At 60.9% G+C, this 14,780-nt stretch carries 12 protein-coding genes and 3 pseudogenes; 1 reads left to right on the top strand and 14 read right to left on the bottom strand.

Going from position 1 to position 14,780, the window contains the following annotated elements; genetic code table 11:
* The first annotated feature begins 1,187 nt into the window (after positions 1–1,187).
* Positions 1,188–1,361: a hypothetical protein gene (locus AC0L3B_RS29115; protein ID WP_162847274.1), complete on the top strand. Its 174-nt coding sequence runs from the start codon at positions 1,188–1,190 to the stop codon at positions 1,359–1,361.
* Between the two features lie 334 nt (positions 1,362–1,695).
* Here the strand turns inward: AC0L3B_RS29115 and AC0L3B_RS29110 are convergent.
* The 14 genes and pseudogenes from AC0L3B_RS29110 to AC0L3B_RS29045 all read right to left on the bottom strand — a co-directional run.
* Positions 1,696–1,909 (bottom strand): annotated as a pseudogene (locus AC0L3B_RS29110) (hypothetical protein); the annotation flags it as partial.
* A gap of 229 nt (positions 1,910–2,138) precedes the next feature.
* Complete coding sequence (locus AC0L3B_RS29105) at positions 2,139–2,483, bottom strand: hypothetical protein (RefSeq protein ID WP_157642962.1); 345 nt, start codon at positions 2,481–2,483, stop codon at positions 2,139–2,141.
* 1,234 nt (positions 2,484–3,717) lie between these two features.
* Positions 3,718–4,584: pseudogene (locus tag AC0L3B_RS29100) on the bottom strand (MFS transporter); the annotation flags it as partial.
* A gap of 135 nt (positions 4,585–4,719) precedes the next feature.
* A complete protein-coding gene (locus tag AC0L3B_RS29095) occupies positions 4,720–5,145 on the bottom strand; it encodes a CopG family transcriptional regulator (protein ID WP_473381485.1) in 426 nt (141 codons plus the stop codon).
* A gap of 6 nt (positions 5,146–5,151) precedes the next feature.
* Positions 5,152–7,140: a conjugal transfer protein TraG gene (locus AC0L3B_RS29090; RefSeq protein WP_473381484.1), complete on the bottom strand. Its 1,989-nt coding sequence runs from the start codon at positions 7,138–7,140 to the stop codon at positions 5,152–5,154.
* 37 nt (positions 7,141–7,177) lie between these two features.
* A complete protein-coding gene (locus AC0L3B_RS29085) occupies positions 7,178–8,941 on the bottom strand; it encodes a relaxase/mobilization nuclease domain-containing protein (protein WP_473381483.1) in 1,764 nt (587 codons plus the stop codon).
* Positions 8,942–9,505: 564 nt separating this feature from the next.
* Complete coding sequence (locus tag AC0L3B_RS29080) at positions 9,506–10,555, bottom strand: IS110 family RNA-guided transposase (RefSeq protein ID WP_473351525.1); 1,050 nt, start codon at positions 10,553–10,555, stop codon at positions 9,506–9,508.
* Between the two features lie 367 nt (positions 10,556–10,922).
* On the bottom strand, positions 10,923–11,471 hold the full coding sequence (locus AC0L3B_RS29075; protein ID WP_473351529.1) for a lytic transglycosylase domain-containing protein: 549 nt from the start codon (positions 11,469–11,471) through the stop codon (positions 10,923–10,925).
* A 347-nt stretch (positions 11,472–11,818) separates the two neighbouring features.
* On the bottom strand, positions 11,819–12,331 hold the full coding sequence (locus tag AC0L3B_RS29070; protein WP_473351524.1) for a S26 family signal peptidase: 513 nt from the start codon (positions 12,329–12,331) through the stop codon (positions 11,819–11,821).
* The gene (locus tag AC0L3B_RS29065) at positions 12,328–12,792 is read right to left on the bottom strand and encodes a DUF2840 domain-containing protein (RefSeq protein ID WP_473381482.1); all 465 of its coding nucleotides are present in this window, start codon (positions 12,790–12,792) and stop codon (positions 12,328–12,330) included. Before AC0L3B_RS29065 ends, AC0L3B_RS29070 begins: the two co-directional genes overlap by 4 nt.
* Before the next feature lie 289 nt (positions 12,793–13,081).
* On the bottom strand, positions 13,082–13,963 hold the full coding sequence (locus AC0L3B_RS29060; RefSeq protein ID WP_473381481.1) for a replication initiator protein A: 882 nt from the start codon (positions 13,961–13,963) through the stop codon (positions 13,082–13,084).
* 21 nt (positions 13,964–13,984) lie between these two features.
* Positions 13,985–14,266, bottom strand: coding sequence for a helix-turn-helix transcriptional regulator (locus AC0L3B_RS29055; RefSeq protein WP_473351522.1), 282 nt, complete (start codon positions 14,264–14,266; stop codon positions 13,985–13,987).
* A 127-nt stretch (positions 14,267–14,393) separates the two neighbouring features.
* Positions 14,394–14,498, bottom strand: a pseudogene (locus AC0L3B_RS29050) (DNA -binding domain-containing protein); the annotation flags it as partial.
* Between the two features lie 23 nt (positions 14,499–14,521).
* Positions 14,522–14,779 (bottom strand): hypothetical protein, encoded by a 258-nt coding sequence (locus AC0L3B_RS29045; protein WP_473351521.1) that lies wholly within the window; start codon positions 14,777–14,779, stop codon positions 14,522–14,524.
* Between the last annotated feature and the right edge of the window lies 1 nt (position 14,780).

Here is a 14,780-nt window from a genome sequence, read left to right as displayed (position 1 = left end):
AAGCGCGAGCTGTTTAAGCGCTTGGCGGATGAACTCGCCTTCGAGGCTCTCGAGCTTGAGCTAATCGTCAAGAAAAACGAGCGAGCTAATCCGTGCGACCAGCACGAGGTCGTGGAGTTTAAGCCGCCCGCTCAGCGAACGCGTGGCTGACGCGGAAGAGGTCAAGCCGGCTAGATCGACGTGCACAACGGAACTTTGCGCATGGCTCCGCCAGCGAACGCTGCTCCGCCTTCGCCGCATCGCATTGCGGTTGGGAGGGGCCCAATCCGGAAGCGGTGATGTCATTGTACGCCGCCAGCAGTTCATCCATGTGGTCCTTCGGTCGATTTCGAAGAACAGCGGGGTTTCAGGCAAGGCGCCGAGGCTACGGAAGTGGTCGACTATTTCTCGGTGAACCTCGATCGCAGCCCACGGACCCACCCGTAAATTTCCCAAGTGTTCGAAACGAGGCGCGCTGGTTAACTGGTGCGGGTGAGCACTGCACCATGAAAACGCCGAAGCCAAAGCAATGGACCGACCGCGAGGTCCAGCAATTGTCGAAGCTGGCACGGACGGGCGCTGGCGTATCGAAGATTGCAGCCGCGCTGGGCCGTCATGCAGGATCAGTGAGGCGAATGGCGCGAACGATAGGGGTATTGTTGAAGAAGTAGCCGTCGAGGAAGCTCGCGCATGCCCCGCCCGAAGGAGCGCAGCACGGCTGACCTACAGGCCGGAACCACGACTAATGTCCCGCACAAGCCTGAGCGCGGCGCCAGTATTTCGACCATAGAAGAGCGTCTGATCGAGCTGCGAAAGAATGGTCAGCCCAAATAGCGTGATGGCAATGCCTCTAAACATTGTCGTGGACCGGGTTGAACGGTGCAGTGCAAGTTCAAACGGCCCCGGCCGCAGGTTGGGAGGAACAGCCGGGGCCGGTATTCCCATTCCATGTGCCGCAATCGGCGGTAATCGGCACGCACCTAGCAAGCCAGATAAAAGCTAACGAATTGTTTCGTAAGTCCCGAATTCGGAGCGAAGCGCTGCTTTGGTGTTGCAACGGCACGTGCTTCGCGACGCAACATAGCGCGAGCGCCGCCCGTACTTGTACGGAGGTTGAACCAAACTTCTTTCCGTTGCGTGTCGTCCATATTCAACGTCTACTTCAGATTGATTTTGTGACGATCCGATTTTTCAGACGAGGCCCGTCCATGAGCGTCAAAGCCATGATGGCGACTATCCTCAAGAACCAACTGACATCGCGCGGAGTGCATTCGCTGACGCATTCGGACTGCGCGGAGATCGTGGAGCACTTGATCGAAAAGCTCACTGAGCTTGAGCTTAGTTTAGCGCGAGAAGTAGCCAACAACCAGAAACTGCAGTAGCACGAAGCATGATGAGCAATCGAGACTGACAGCGGCGTGATTGCTGATCCGTTCCGCTGCCCGATGGCCGCAGTCTGAACACGCTGCACGTCGCCACGACCGACGACGCTCTCGGCGCGCGAGCATGATGCGCCGGAATGGTGCCCCTAACGACATTGATGCTGTTTGTGGCACTATCGGCGCAGGTCGCCCATGGGCGAGAGACCGTCTCGATTAACCCGACCGAGATGTGTAGAGCGCCGACAGCGACCCAACTCACGACTAGGTGAGTAGGCCATGTGCTTACAAGGCAGAGGCCCCAGGAGTGCCTGAGGCGGACCTCTTCCCTCATCAACTAATCGTCGTCCCGGTCGTGAGGATGGTGTTCGAGGTGGTGCTCATGGTGATGGTGCTCTGCCCCACCTCCGTTCACACCTTTTGCCCCAGACGCAGCGATGGCGTTTGACGTGAGTGAGGTCGATAGAAGCAAGGTCATGGCGGGCGGCGTTACGGCCGCAAATCTACCGCAGGTCCTCAAAAACTTCACGTCGATCGTCATCTTCTGTCGAGGCATGACATCCACGTCACGAACGTCTTCGGACCGACAGAGGCACCACATTATTTTCAGTTATCCGAATTTAATTCGTTAAATGTATTTAATCGATCATGCAATGCAACGAAGGCAGCTTAATATTCGGGGTTGGGTGAATCCGAACGTGTACCTCCTCAGCGGCGGTGGCGCTCTTGAGTATGTCCAGAGCAGTGATCCGTCGGGAACGGATGGGAGTATCGTCCTAATTAAATGGACAGCTTCTTGATGTTGTTGTAATTTTCTCGGGTTTCAGCTTCGGAACTGATGTTTTGGAGCAACTCATGCCGGAGTATCGAGCCTACATTCTTGGATCGGACGGCCACATACAGCTTCGCCTTGAACTTGATTGCGTCGACGAACCAACGGCGAGCGAACGAGCCAAGCAGCTCGTTAACGGCCAAGTCGTCGAGCTTTGGGAAGGCGCGCGCAAAATCGCGACATATAGGCCAGAAGAGTAAGGTCGCCGACTCTGGCGCGCTGGACCAACCCACATTTCGATTGCCGCGACGAGGATCTTGCTCATAGGGGCATAAGCGCACACTGCGCGTCATTCGTGGTCGCCGTTGCTTCGGGGGCAATCGTCTCCCGGCGCGAGTAATCATTCGCCTCTGTGCGTGCTTGAGGCTCTGTTCTTTCATTTGCACAAGCGACGTTGCATTCTTGGAAATGGGACGACAGCTCAAGCTCAGCCAAGTGCTCCCAGTATTCTGCTTCCGCGAGGAGCTTCCATTTATTCACGCCATTGTACGCTGCCTGTTGACGACACAGCGAACCCATCGCGCGTAAGCGTCGCACCTTCTCCACTGCGGACCCCCTTCGGCTTTTTTTTCACAAACCTGTTATTTCTGAGTGTCAGAGTTAAAGTCTCGCAGATTGAAATGACAAGCCCGGTGTTTGACTGGTTTTATGACAGCGCAATAGTCTGACTTTTGCCGCTAGCGTGCATCCGGTTGAAACATTGACTAGATCGATAAACCCCGCTCTTCCGACTGCCCGCAATCCCCCTCGCGGAGGCGCTTAGGAAGGTGGCGGCTCCAGTCCGATGACTGGAGCCTTTTGTCCGCCATCCATCAAAGCAGGTGAGCAGCCCCAGCGCTGAGTGCAATGTCGAGTGTCAGCGCCAGAGCGTCGTCCGCCTGCGCTCTGCGCAGGCATGCATTAAGGTTCGCACCAGCAGCAGTGAACTTTTGAGCGATCCTTCTTCGATTATGGTTAGCTTTTCATCACTCCGACGTTTGATCCTTACTTTGTCTCGCCGCATTGGACCACGAACCTGCTCGACGACCGATGCCAATTGATCAACACAACCCCCGCTATTGCGCGAGCCTCGGAGGGCTATCAGTTACTGCAACTTGGGCACTAAGAGCCCGACACACGCAACGAGCGTTGCCGTACTCAGGGTCAAGAGCTGCTCGGTGCGCGCTTGCAGATAGCGGTTAACAACCAGCTGATTCAGTTGGTTTCGAAGCCCCTCAGATCGAATTTGCTGGAATGCCAGTTCGTAGAGCGCTCACACCGTCTAATGGGACGTAAGCTCTGACTAATGGGACGTTAGCTCTGACAGATTACGACAGGCGCAAGCAGGAGCCAGCGTGCAGCTTTAAACGTTTATGGGCGTGGATCGATCTCGAAGATGATCGACATGGACCGAACCGAGCGCTTCTTTGCCGGATGACTGTCGTGGGCACGATCTGCCTCTGCGCCGCGTTTACGATGTGGATGCTCGTTTGAGCCGCCACTCATGCCGCCAACGGAGGCGCCCTATTTCGGTGGCTGCCATCTCCCTGCGATCACGGCCAGGACGATCTCTACTCCACCCCCTCTTCGCCTTATCCAATGGACCAGTGTGCCGAACAACCAGGCACCTCCGCAAAGGACGAGTGACATTGTGAACAGCTGCCCGACAAGTCCCGTTCGATCAAATCCTTCGACGTCGGTCAGCCAGGGCGCCGCCCACAATCCTTGCAGAGACCAGGCCGATCCGACGCAAGTGGCTGACAACGGGGCAATTCGCCAAAAACGCCGATCGCCGAAGACGGAGCTCAATGTGCCGGGCATTGATCCTGATGGCTGGATGATGGCTCGTTCAGGAACCACGATATAGATGAGCACGGCCGTGACGCCGGTTGCCGCCGCCAGGATCTCAAAGAGCGGTCGCCAGCCCATCCAGGCGATCAAATGTTCGGCGGGAGCTGTCGCGGTCACCGCTCCGAGCGAACCTAGCATGACCATGTAGCCGTTCAGCAAGGCCACGCGTTCGCTCGGAAACCAGAGAACGATGGACTTCAATCCAGCCGTCAATGCCGCCGCCACCCCAAGCCCGATCATTGCTCGCGATATCAGGAGCGACAGCAAACTCGTGGACATCGCGAACAGCCAGGTGCCTGCGGCGGCGACCAAAAGCAGGCAACTCTGAACCCGGCGGGGACCAAAGCGATCCAGCAAAATGCCGATCGGGATCTGGACCGCCGCGAACACCAGGAAGTACACGGACGTGAGGAGCCCGAGATCGGCAGTGCTGAGCCCGATCTCCGCGACGAGATGACTGGAGATCAGAGCGTTGATCGTTCGGAAGAGATACGAAAGATAGTATCCGGCAGCAAATGGGAGAAAAACGCGCGCGACGAGACGCCATGCCTCCGAATTTTGCATGCTGGCCCTTTTTGCTCCTCAGCTCATGCGAGCCGATACCGCGTCCAGCTTTTCGTCGGGTTGGCTAAATTGGTGCCATCGTAGGCTGGCGTGGAAAAAGAAAGATCGGAAAAGTCTCTGACCTACGTGGTTCAATCAGGTTTGACTGTCCGTCTCCTGACGAACGATGTCCTCTGGAATCTCACGCAGAAAACTCTGCCCCTTCTGCAGCCGGCGCCCAAGCGCCTCGACAAATCCTTCAAAGCGCTCCCTTCCCTTGATCTGCGCGGCCGCCTGCGCATCGTTGGGCAACGGTGGCGTAATGGTCAGCCAGAAGCGGATGAACAGGGCCAGGGTCTCCGCCGTCAGACCGACGTCACGCTCCAGCCTCTGCATCTGACGCGATAGCCGGTCCAGGCGACGGGCAAATGCGGCTTCCCGCCTGTCCTCTCCGTCCGGCGATAAAAATGAAATAACAGCCGCTTCCACGATCGAAGACCGAGAGAGCTTCTTCCGATCGGCGAGGTCCGAGATCTGTTTCAGAAGCTCTGGCGGGAAATACACGTTCATCCGGTCGCGCATATTGCCTCACAGGTCCATACCATCGTTCGGGTCCAAGACGATCTGACGGGCGACACCGCGCATCTGCTGAGGCATAAGTCGAGATTGGCGGACAGCGTCCTCATCGTCGTCAAGCACGACAGCAAACTCTTCTGCCGGCGTTGGCTCGGTCGTCTCCTTGGCGATCGCGACATGGTCGGGGAGTTCGGGCTCGCGACGAAGGCCACTGTTCGCCGTGTCTTCCTCGGCCTCCGCGGCTTTGTCAGTTGGATCTCCCGTCGGATTCGGCGTTCCGAGCGCTGACCATCCATCCGTTCGCGATGACCGGCCGGCGGCCGCGAAATCGGGCGGCGGCAGAACCCGCTCGGTGAATCGCCGATCCTCGTAGTAGCGGACCTTCTTCGCCCGGATCGGCGGCGTGCCCGCCACCATGACGATCTCGTCCATTGGCGGAAGCTGCATGACCTCGCCTGGCGTCAAAAGCGGCCTCGCCGTCTCCTGACGGGAGACCATCAGGTGCCCCAGCCAGGGATTCAATCTGTGACCGGCATAGTTCTTCATGGCCCTCATCTCGGTCGCCGTACCGAGCGCATCGGACACGCGTTTCGCGGTCCGCTCGTCATTGGTCGCGAAGCTGACCCGGACGTGACAGTTGTCGAGGATCGCATTGTTCGGCCCATAGGCCTTTTCGATCTGATTGAGCGATTGCGCGATCAGGAAACTCTTGATGCCGTACCCCGCCATGAAAGCGAGGGCGGACTCGAAGAAATCAAGCCGCCCAAGCGCCGGGAACTCGTCGAGCATCATCAGGACTCGATGCCGGCGGTCACGGGCGTGCAAGTCCTCCGTCAGGCGCCGGCCAATCTGGTTCAGCACCAGGCGGATCAGCGGCTTGGTCCGTGAGATATCTGAGGGCGGCACCACGAGGTAGAGCGTCGTAGGACTGGCATCGGAGATCAAATCCGCGATCCGCCAGTCGCACCGGCAGGTCACCTGGGCCACCACGGGATCGCGGTACAGCCCGAGAAATGACATCGCGGTGGACAGCACGCCAGAGCGTTCATTCTCCGATTTATTAAGGAGTTCGCGGGCGGTCGAGGCGACCACGGGATGAGCACCCTGCTCGCCAAGATGCGCGCTGGTCATCATCGCCTTCAGCGTCGCTTCGATCGGCCGCTTCGGGTCGGACAGAAAGGCGGCCACGCCGGCCAAGGTCTTGTCCGCCTCGGCATAAAGGACGTGAAGGATGGCGCCGACCAGGAGCGAATGACTGGTCTTCTCCCAGTGGTTCCGCTTGTCGAGCGAGCCTTCGGGGTCGACCAGGACGTCGGCGACGTTCTGGACGTCGCGAACCTCCCACTCCCCGCGCCGGACTTCGAGCAGTGGATTATAAGCTGAGGAATTCGCATTGGTGGGGTCGAACAACAGGACACGACCATGCCGCGAGCGAAAGCCCGCGGTCAGTTGCCAGTTCTCACCCTTGATGTCGTGGACGATGGCCGAGCCCGGCCAGGCAAGCAGCGAGGGAACGACAAGGCCGACACCCTTGCCGGATCGGGTGGGCGCAAAGCACAGCACATGCTCCGGTCCGTCATGGCGAAGATAATCGCGGTCGAGCTTGCCCAGCACCACACCATCCGGACCGAGAAGTCCGACTGCTCGAACCTCTTGCGCATCAGCCCAGCGCGCCGAACCATAGGTCTCAACGTTCTTGGCCTCGCGGGCCCGCCAGACGGACATGCCGATCGCCGCCGCGATCGAGATAAACGTCCCCGACGCCGCAATGAAGGCGCCCTCGACAAAGACCTGAGGCGCATAGGCGTCGTAGACGAACCACCACCAGAAGAAGACCGGCGGGTAATAGATCTTGAAGCCCGCCAGTTCGAACCAGGGCCGCCCAAGCTCCGGCTGCCAAGCGAGCCGCCAGGCCGTCCACTCGGTCGCGCCCCAGATGGCCAGCAAGACGATCAGGCCGACAACGATCACCTGCCCCCAGAGGATCTTGGCTCCGGACATCGCGAAGGCCACTTCCGCAACTGCATTGGAGAGAATGCTAGAGGCCGAGGTCGCGCTTGCGACCAAAGTCCCATTCGATGCCACCGCCGTCCTTGACGACGCCAGTGACGTGCTGACCGAGCCTCTTCTCGAGCTCGCGCGACCAGGGCACGAGCTGGAAGCCCAGCCCGTTATCGATCATGGCGAAACGCCCCGAGGAGAGCATCAGACGACGGCGATACGTACCTGCCACATGTTCCCCGGAGGCTGCCTTCACGTGAGGCAGCCCTGTGTCGGCCGAGACTTTTGCGACGACCTCGTCGAGTTCACGTCGGCGCAACGTGTCCAGAAGATCGCGCTGCGAGATGATGCGTTGGCCCTGCCGCCGCGCCAGACCTTCCTGAAGCAGATGCTCGGTACGGGCTTCCATGGCGTCGCGGGTCTCGCGGCCGAATCCGCCCATGGCGAGCGGCACTGGATCGCGTTCGACCAGCCTGTGGTCGAGCCAGGTTGCGCCCTTCGCGGTGACTTGCCCACCGAGATCGAGATCGGAACGGGCTGCCAGCACAATGGTCGGCCGCGGATCACCGGCTTGGCCGAAGCGTCGCACTTCAACGATGCCGCCGACCGGCGGAGCATGTTCAAAGGCCTCGATCCCGCGGAAGCGGACATGGTGGGCGCGGCCGTCTGTGCCGTCGATCAGGGCATAAGCCTCGCCGGTGAGTTCGTCATGCAATCCTCGATCGACAAGTCGTCCGACGATCCCGGATGTCGGCTGTCCGCCTTCGATGACGAAGTCGGAAACGCCACGCGCTTCCCCGCGCTCACAAAAGGCGCGGTGCATCGTGTTGATGATGTCGCCGCGCATCCCGAGGTCGCGCAAGCTGCGCTCGGCCTCGAGCCCGACCATCCATTCCCCCGGTGCGGCGGATGCGGCAAAGCCCAGCTTCTCCAGATGTTGAAGGCGGCCGACCATCAGGCGCCGGATCTCGGGATCGGACTTGCCCGGATTCTCCGGGCGAAGATCGACATACCCGGTCTCATCGGCCGCCAGCCGGATCTCCCGATCGAGCCGCGTCCATCGTTCAGCCGAAACCTCCCTCTCCAGTGAATTACGGATCTCGTGCTCCGGCTTTCGACCCAGTTCAATGGCGACCAGTTCCTCGGCGCGGGAGCGTAGGCCCTGGCTGATGTAGTCGCGGGAGATCACGAGATCGGCCCCTCCCTCATCTACTCCCCGAACGAGAAGATGGACGTGAGGGTTGTCGGTATTCCAATGATCGACAGCCACCCAATCGAGCGGCGTGCCGAGATCGCTCTCCATCTGCCTGGCGAGGTCGCGGGTGAAGGCCTTTAGATCGGTCATGTCGCCGGCATCCTCTGGCGAGATGATGAACCTGAAATGATGCCGGTCGTCCTTGCAGCGGTCAGCAAAGGCCGCGCTATCCGCCTGGTCGTCGCCGGCATCGAACATCTCGGCTCTCTCGCCGCTTCGAGTCACGCCGTCGCGCTTCAGATATGAAAGGTGGGCGGTCAGGGGGGCTGAACGGAAGGCTCGGCCTTTGTGCCGAACCACGCGCGCCTTCACCACAACGCGCCGTGTCGGGCTGAACAATCTGGCGCGGCTGAAACCGAGTCTGCCGCGGCCAAAGGTCGAGCGCCCGTAGGCCGCAGAGCGCCTACCAACCGCAGAGAGACTCGAGGTGTGCCCGGCTTTTTTCGCGGCGCGCAGCACCTGGTTGAAGAAGCTCTTGGGCTTCGGCGCGCGGGTGTTGCGGATGCGCCCGGGCCGAACACGCAGATCGCTGTCGCCCGCGGTCACAACCGGACCTCCAAACGAGTGAAGGCGCATACAGTGCCGAAAGCATCCTTGACTTGATTGCTAAAAATCCAAGGCGCGGCACGCGCCCCGACCGACCGGCACGCCCGAACCCAAGCCATGTCAATGGCTTGCGGTTCGACCGGCGAGCCGCTTTTATCTCGCCTTCCTAATCGGGCGGGCAAAGTCAACTCATTCCTACGCTTTTCTTCGACTCTTCGAACTTCAGCCATTACCGACTCCTTGGACCAACAACGCGCAACTTCACCGCAGCCGCTTACGCGACTTGCATTCACCAGGCGGGGTCCATGCGTTCCTTCGCGTTCAGCACTTCGGCCGTCGCATGCTCTTCATCAGGTTCGTAAACAGGGCTGTCCAAGCAGTCCGGCGCTCTCGTCCCCGAAGGGCGGCAGCAGGCAAGAGATAGCGGACATTCCCCGTTTCGCGGCCCCGCCAGGGGACGCTCACCGCGCGCGCGGATCTCTAATTTTCGCTCCTCCTCAACATGCCGGGCGCAAACCCAGCGCTAATCCGTCGTCACTTGCAGCGCGGGCTACCGCGCAGGTTTCAACCGCAGCCGCTGCGTGACTTTGGCGCCAAACCAACGTGGAAGTCGGTCTCGCTGATCCACATCCGGTGCAGAATGCTCGCGAGCTTCCGCGCGACCGCGGTGATCGCGCACAGCATGCTCGACCGTTTAGCGATCCGCAGGCCCCAAGCGCGCAGGGCCGACCATTTTCTGACCCGCAGCAGGAGGCTTGCGGCCGCTTCGCAAAGCGCCTCGCGCACGGCAACGTCGCCCTGTTTGCTGATGCGTCCTTCGTAGTCGATCGACGTGCCGGACTGGTGCCGCCTCGGCGCCAAGCCAAAATGCGCGCCTACCGTTCGCGATCGTGCAAAGCGATGGGGGTCGTCGACGCCGACCTTGAACGACAGGGCCGCGACGGGGCCGACGCCTGGAACCGTCATCAGACGCCGGCAGACGGGGTCATGCTGGACCACCTGCAAGAGCACACGATGCAGCCGATCGAAACCCTCGAGGATGGCGCGGCGCACGTCCAGCATGGCCTCGATGGTCATTACGAAGATCGGATCGCTGCGCTCAATCAGCTCTCGGATGCGGGCTTCGTAGGCACCGCGGGCGACGGCTCCAACGAGCAACCCATAGGCCCGCAGCGCGCCACGAATGTGGTTCTCGAGGTCGATCAGCTTGCGCTTGAGCAGCTTTCGGCTGGTCAGCAGCGTGCGCATCTTCTGCATGTCGATGTTCTTGACATGTACGGCGCGGTACCAGCCCAACCGCATCATCTGCGCGATGCCGCGAGCATCGTTGCGATCTGTCTTGTTGCGCATCGTCGACAGCGAAACGCGCATATGGCGCGCTTCCACGACAACGATCGGAAGCCCCGCTGGCTGCAGTTCGCGATACAGCCAAATACCTAGCGATGACGCCTCAACTCCGACCCTATCGAGGCGATCCGCATAGTCCTCTACAGCGGAGCGGATCGCCTCCGGCTCCGTGCTCACCTTAACTTCGCGGAGCGTAAGGCCCTCGCTATCGACGATGCAAATGCTGGTTTCTTCAAGACCGACGTCCAATCCAACGTACAGCTTCATCGGAGCTCTCCTTTGTGGCGACGACGACCTAAGTCGTTGCACCGGGCTCCGGATTCGGCCACACGGCGCCTATCGCCGTGCACCGGTTTTTCGAAGCCCGATTTGAAGAGCCGTCCTGCTGTCGTGGTCTCCCGGTCGCCGGTTCCCGAAAGAGTCGCCGCGACCTGGCAGGCAGCTCGTGCAGCCCCCACTGCTTCCGGGCGCTTGCGATAGCGATCATTACCCGAAGTGCCGAGACACCCGAAGGATGGCTCGATGAGGAGCGAAGCGACGAGCACAGCGCGGGCCGAAGGCATCGCCCGTACGCCATCAGCACGTACCACTTGCCCGGTGAGGCACGCCAAGGCTTGCGAACCCGAAAACTTGGTCATTGCGATACTCCCGCATCCGATCGACGGACGAACACGCCAATATGCCGCGGGACCATGGGCGAAACATCGGGCGCCGGGATTACGGTCCTGACACCGCTCGACGGCACAAGCGCCAGCAACCGATCCCGCGTTTTCATGAGATCGGATCGCGTGACGAACAGCGTCGCAGCTGCTGATGACTGTCCGCTGGACGTCCACCTCGGCGGCAGTCCGATCGCAAGCAGTTTTGCAAGCTTTGCGACGTATGCTCGCGTCTCGTCTGGCAGAGAGCCGCCTGCGAGATGCTCTTCATAGCGAGCTGGTCCCGCATTGTACGCGGCAAACACGCCAGGCGAGCCATAGCGATCAAGCAGTTCGCGCAAGTAAGCCGTGCCGGCCAGAATGTTGTCATGCGGGTCGTAGGGGTCGTTCCCGAGATTGTAGCGCTCGCGAAGTCCCGCCCAAGTCGCCGACATGATTTGCATCAGCCCCATGGCACCCTTCGGTGACCTGGCACGCGCGTCTCCCGCGCTTTCGAAGTCCAGGACTGCGCGTATCCAGCGCACCGGCACGCCGAAGCGCCGCGAGGCCTGCTCCAGAAACTCCGCAAACCGATCGCCAGCTCGATGACTCGCTGAAGGCTCCGCGGGTCGCGTCTCGGCGACAGCAGCGGCGTTACTCACGGCCAGCGCAATGAACAACGGCAAGACAGCGCGCAGGCTCTCTTCGAACAAACGCAAGCTTGCCGCCGTGCTCGCGCCCGTCCAGGGTAAAGCCGCTTCGCGCCGGCCGTTCGGCCGCCCTGGACCGCCGCTGCGCGCAACGGCCGCGCAATTGTTGGTCGGGACGGAGGAATGGTGCAGCACTCGGCCGAACAGAGGAATAGCTGCTCGGAAACTCAATACGGGCACCATCAATCCTCCCAGGTCCACACCGGCAGCGTGCGGCCAACGACAGCCGATGCCGGCAAGAGTCCGAAATAACGGCCATCCAGTGAGCTGGTGGACTGCCAGTTCATCACAAAGAATTCGCCCTCACCGACCACGCGACAGCCCTGCCATTTCGGGAGGGGACGGCCACGGCCGTCACGCTCCCGGGCTTCGCCCATTTGGATGGAGTCAACCGAAATGGTGAGCCCGCTTCGGCAAACGGTCTGCCCGGGAAGCCCCAGCACACGTTTGAGCATCGGCAATCCGGCTGGCAGATAGCCGTTCAGATCGAGGAAGGTGGCGAGCGGCTCCGGTGGCTGTACGGCGATGAGTTCCGTAACGAACAGTTTGTCCGCCGGCTGCACGCGGTAGAGTCCGATCGGCACACTCTCGGATGCGTTCCAGATGTAGGCCGGCGTAATCTCCAGAACGATGGGCGCGACAAGTGCGACGGCACCGCTGAGCATCGTGGTCAACGTCTTGAGCCGCGGTGTCATCGCATGACCCTCTGCCGGTGAAGCCAAGCCTGGTGACGCGCCTTCGTGTAGGGGCGCGGGTTTTCGTTGACGGACAGACGGTTGTGAACGTGATGCCAATGATCGGGCGCAACATCAGAGGGATCGATGCCGAGCGCCTCGATGGCATCGGTCATCTGGAGCACTCGTTCGACCTTCGGCCGGCCGGAGAGCCGGAGCAAAATCTCTCCGCCCGGCGTCACGTACGGTACAGTCGAGCAGCGCTGTCCCGCGGCGACCGCGCGCAAGATGTCAATGCGCGAAATGATCGTGCCGAAGTCGTTGGAGGTCCAACGGACGAAGGCAAAGATGCTGCCGGGCGCAAATGACAGGACTCGGCGGTGACGATCAAGCTTCCGCTCCTTGACGATACGACCGAACCGAATGCGGTTTTCGATGCGCTTCTCAAGCCACAGCACTTCTACTTCGGTAAGGTCGCTCATGCCGCCACTCCCTGACGCTGGAGCTGGCGGCCGTGAGCTTGGTGCTCGGTCGAGAGTGTGTATGGCCTGCAAAGGCAAGCTGGCTTGTCGGACTGCCGTTGCCGAGCGTTGCCAACGCGACTTTCGGCCTGTTCCGTTAGAAGAAATCCGAAGGATTTCCGGTTAGTAAAGTTAGAGCGGCTGCAAAGCGCAGGGAAACAAGTACTTATGCTTGATTCCGGTCCTCGATAGCACGAGGATCGGGTCCCCGATAGCGCGAGGGTTGCGGTCCTCGATAGCACGAGCTGATTCACAGGTTGTCCTCCGAATTTGGAATGAGTCCGCGCCGGCGCAGGCGTGCCGTTAAGGGAGCAACGAGCGTGGGCACGAAGTTCAGCCGCTCGGCACCGTTCGGGTCGCGCGTGAGCACGAGCTGATAGCCGGGCAATGTCTGACGCTCGACGATCTGGCGTATGTCGTAAGCAAAGTGCTTGAGCGGCGAGAGGGTGCCGGACTTGCCGTGGAGATGCACAAGGTCAAAGCTCCAGCCGCCGTCCTGCCGGGCACCGTGCTTGCGCACGAGGCGGTAGAGCCAGCGCTCAAGCCCGGCCGTCAGATGGAAATAGGCGCGGTCGATCGTCAGCACGAGTGCGTCATCAATAACGCCGGCGTAGAACCAATCCGGCAGGATCAGCTCGAGCCCAAATGGACGACCATTTGCATCGGCCGTCTCCTTCCACTCGTTGATCCAGGAGAAGCGGTGTCGCCGTCGTTCTGCCGGCTGACGGATCGAGGTCAGCACGGTCGTTGACTGAAGTCTGTCAAGACCAGCCTTCAAGCGGTCATAGTCACGTGCGCTGGTGCCGCGGCCAACAAACGTCAGAATTTCGTAAGGCATTGCAGCCATCAGGCGCGACGTCTTCAGGCCGGCGTCACGGGCTTCGACGATCTGGGAAGCAGCCCAGATGAGAACGTCTGCATCCCAAATCGTTGCCATGCCGTGCTCCGCCACGGCTTCGACACGAATTGCGATCGGACCGGCACGGAAATCGATCGGTACAATCCGCTTCGTTTTTGCAAGCGAGAAGAACGGGTAAGCCATGAGATCCTGCGCATCGCGGGGCGCGAGATCGCCGGGCAGCGCCCGAAAGAGTTCCAGCTGGTCGGGCTCGGAATGTTGTTTGCGCCGCATGGTCACTGCTCTCGCCCGCGATCAGCGACGTTCCTGGCCCGCATATGGGCGCAGCACCGGATGCTTCCTGGCCGGCAGCACGGTCCCCTTCCCGGGGTCAGACGTCGATGTCTTCGCGCCCAGGTCAGCCCAGGCTTTCAGATCGTCCAGAGCGTAGACGACGCGCCCGCCGATCTTCCGATACGTCGGCCCGGTGCCGTACGTGCGGTGCTTCTCGAGCGTGCGACCGGAGAGGCCAAGGTAGCGCGCAGCCTCCGGTGTACGCAGGAAGCGCGGGGGAAGACCGGCCATCGGATCGGGCATTTGAGAACTCCAGGAGGACAGCGCACTACGCTTGGCTAGGCCGGCGTGTGTGCGGTCATCATGGAGGAGCAGGATCTCGGAGTGGGATGCCGAATATGGAGGTGGCGAATTTCGGCACCCCTCTGCGCTACTGATCCTTGCGCCCGGGCCGCAAGAGTTTGCGGTAACCACCGCGCATCAACGCAAGGCCACCTTGCACCAAGCGGATTGTGCGATTGCGAAGATCATGGTCTTCACGGCTCGCCCGACTGGGCGTCAAACGCCCCAGCCCCCTGCGACCGCGATGACGTGGCTAGGCCCGTGCTGGACGATATTCGCCGGGTGTCCGGCCTGGCTGGCCAGAATCGATGCGGTGAATGCGAACGTGGCGCAGTTGCCCCACACCTCCTGGTGCTCGACGATGACGCGCTTGTGGGTCTCATCAATTATGCGAACCGCCCATTCAGGCGGAGGACTGCCGAGATCGGCAGATGCGCAGCCGGTCAACAGCAAGGCGACGAGAGCCAGTTTCAAG

This window comes from Bradyrhizobium sp. Kon56, assembly GCF_055807635.1.
Note: the sequence above shows the minus strand (reverse complement) of the source record. Positions and strands in the feature narration are given on the sequence as shown.

Coding starts and splice junctions, on each gene's coding strand:
- AC0L3B_RS29115 (WP_162847274.1), top strand. CDS start 1,188: ATGAGCGTCAAAGCCATGATGGCGACTATCCTCAAGAACCAACTGACA.
- AC0L3B_RS29105 (WP_157642962.1), bottom strand. CDS start 2,483: ATGACGCGCAGTGTGCGCTTATGCCCCTATGAGCAAGATCCTCGTCGC.
- AC0L3B_RS29095 (WP_473381485.1), bottom strand. CDS start 5,145: ATGCGCGACCGGATGAACGTGTATTTCCCGCCAGAGCTTCTGAAACAG.
- AC0L3B_RS29090 (WP_473381484.1), bottom strand. CDS start 7,140: ATGTCCGGAGCCAAGATCCTCTGGGGGCAGGTGATCGTTGTCGGCCTG.
- AC0L3B_RS29080 (WP_473351525.1), bottom strand. CDS start 10,555: ATGAAGCTGTACGTTGGATTGGACGTCGGTCTTGAAGAAACCAGCATT.
- AC0L3B_RS29070 (WP_473351524.1), bottom strand. CDS start 12,331: ATGACACCGCGGCTCAAGACGTTGACCACGATGCTCAGCGGTGCCGTC.
- AC0L3B_RS29065 (WP_473381482.1), bottom strand. CDS start 12,792: ATGAGCGACCTTACCGAAGTAGAAGTGCTGTGGCTTGAGAAGCGCATC.
- AC0L3B_RS29060 (WP_473381481.1), bottom strand. CDS start 13,963: ATGCGGCGCAAACAACATTCCGAGCCCGACCAGCTGGAACTCTTTCGG.
- AC0L3B_RS29055 (WP_473351522.1), bottom strand. CDS start 14,266: ATGCCCGATCCGATGGCCGGTCTTCCCCCGCGCTTCCTGCGTACACCG.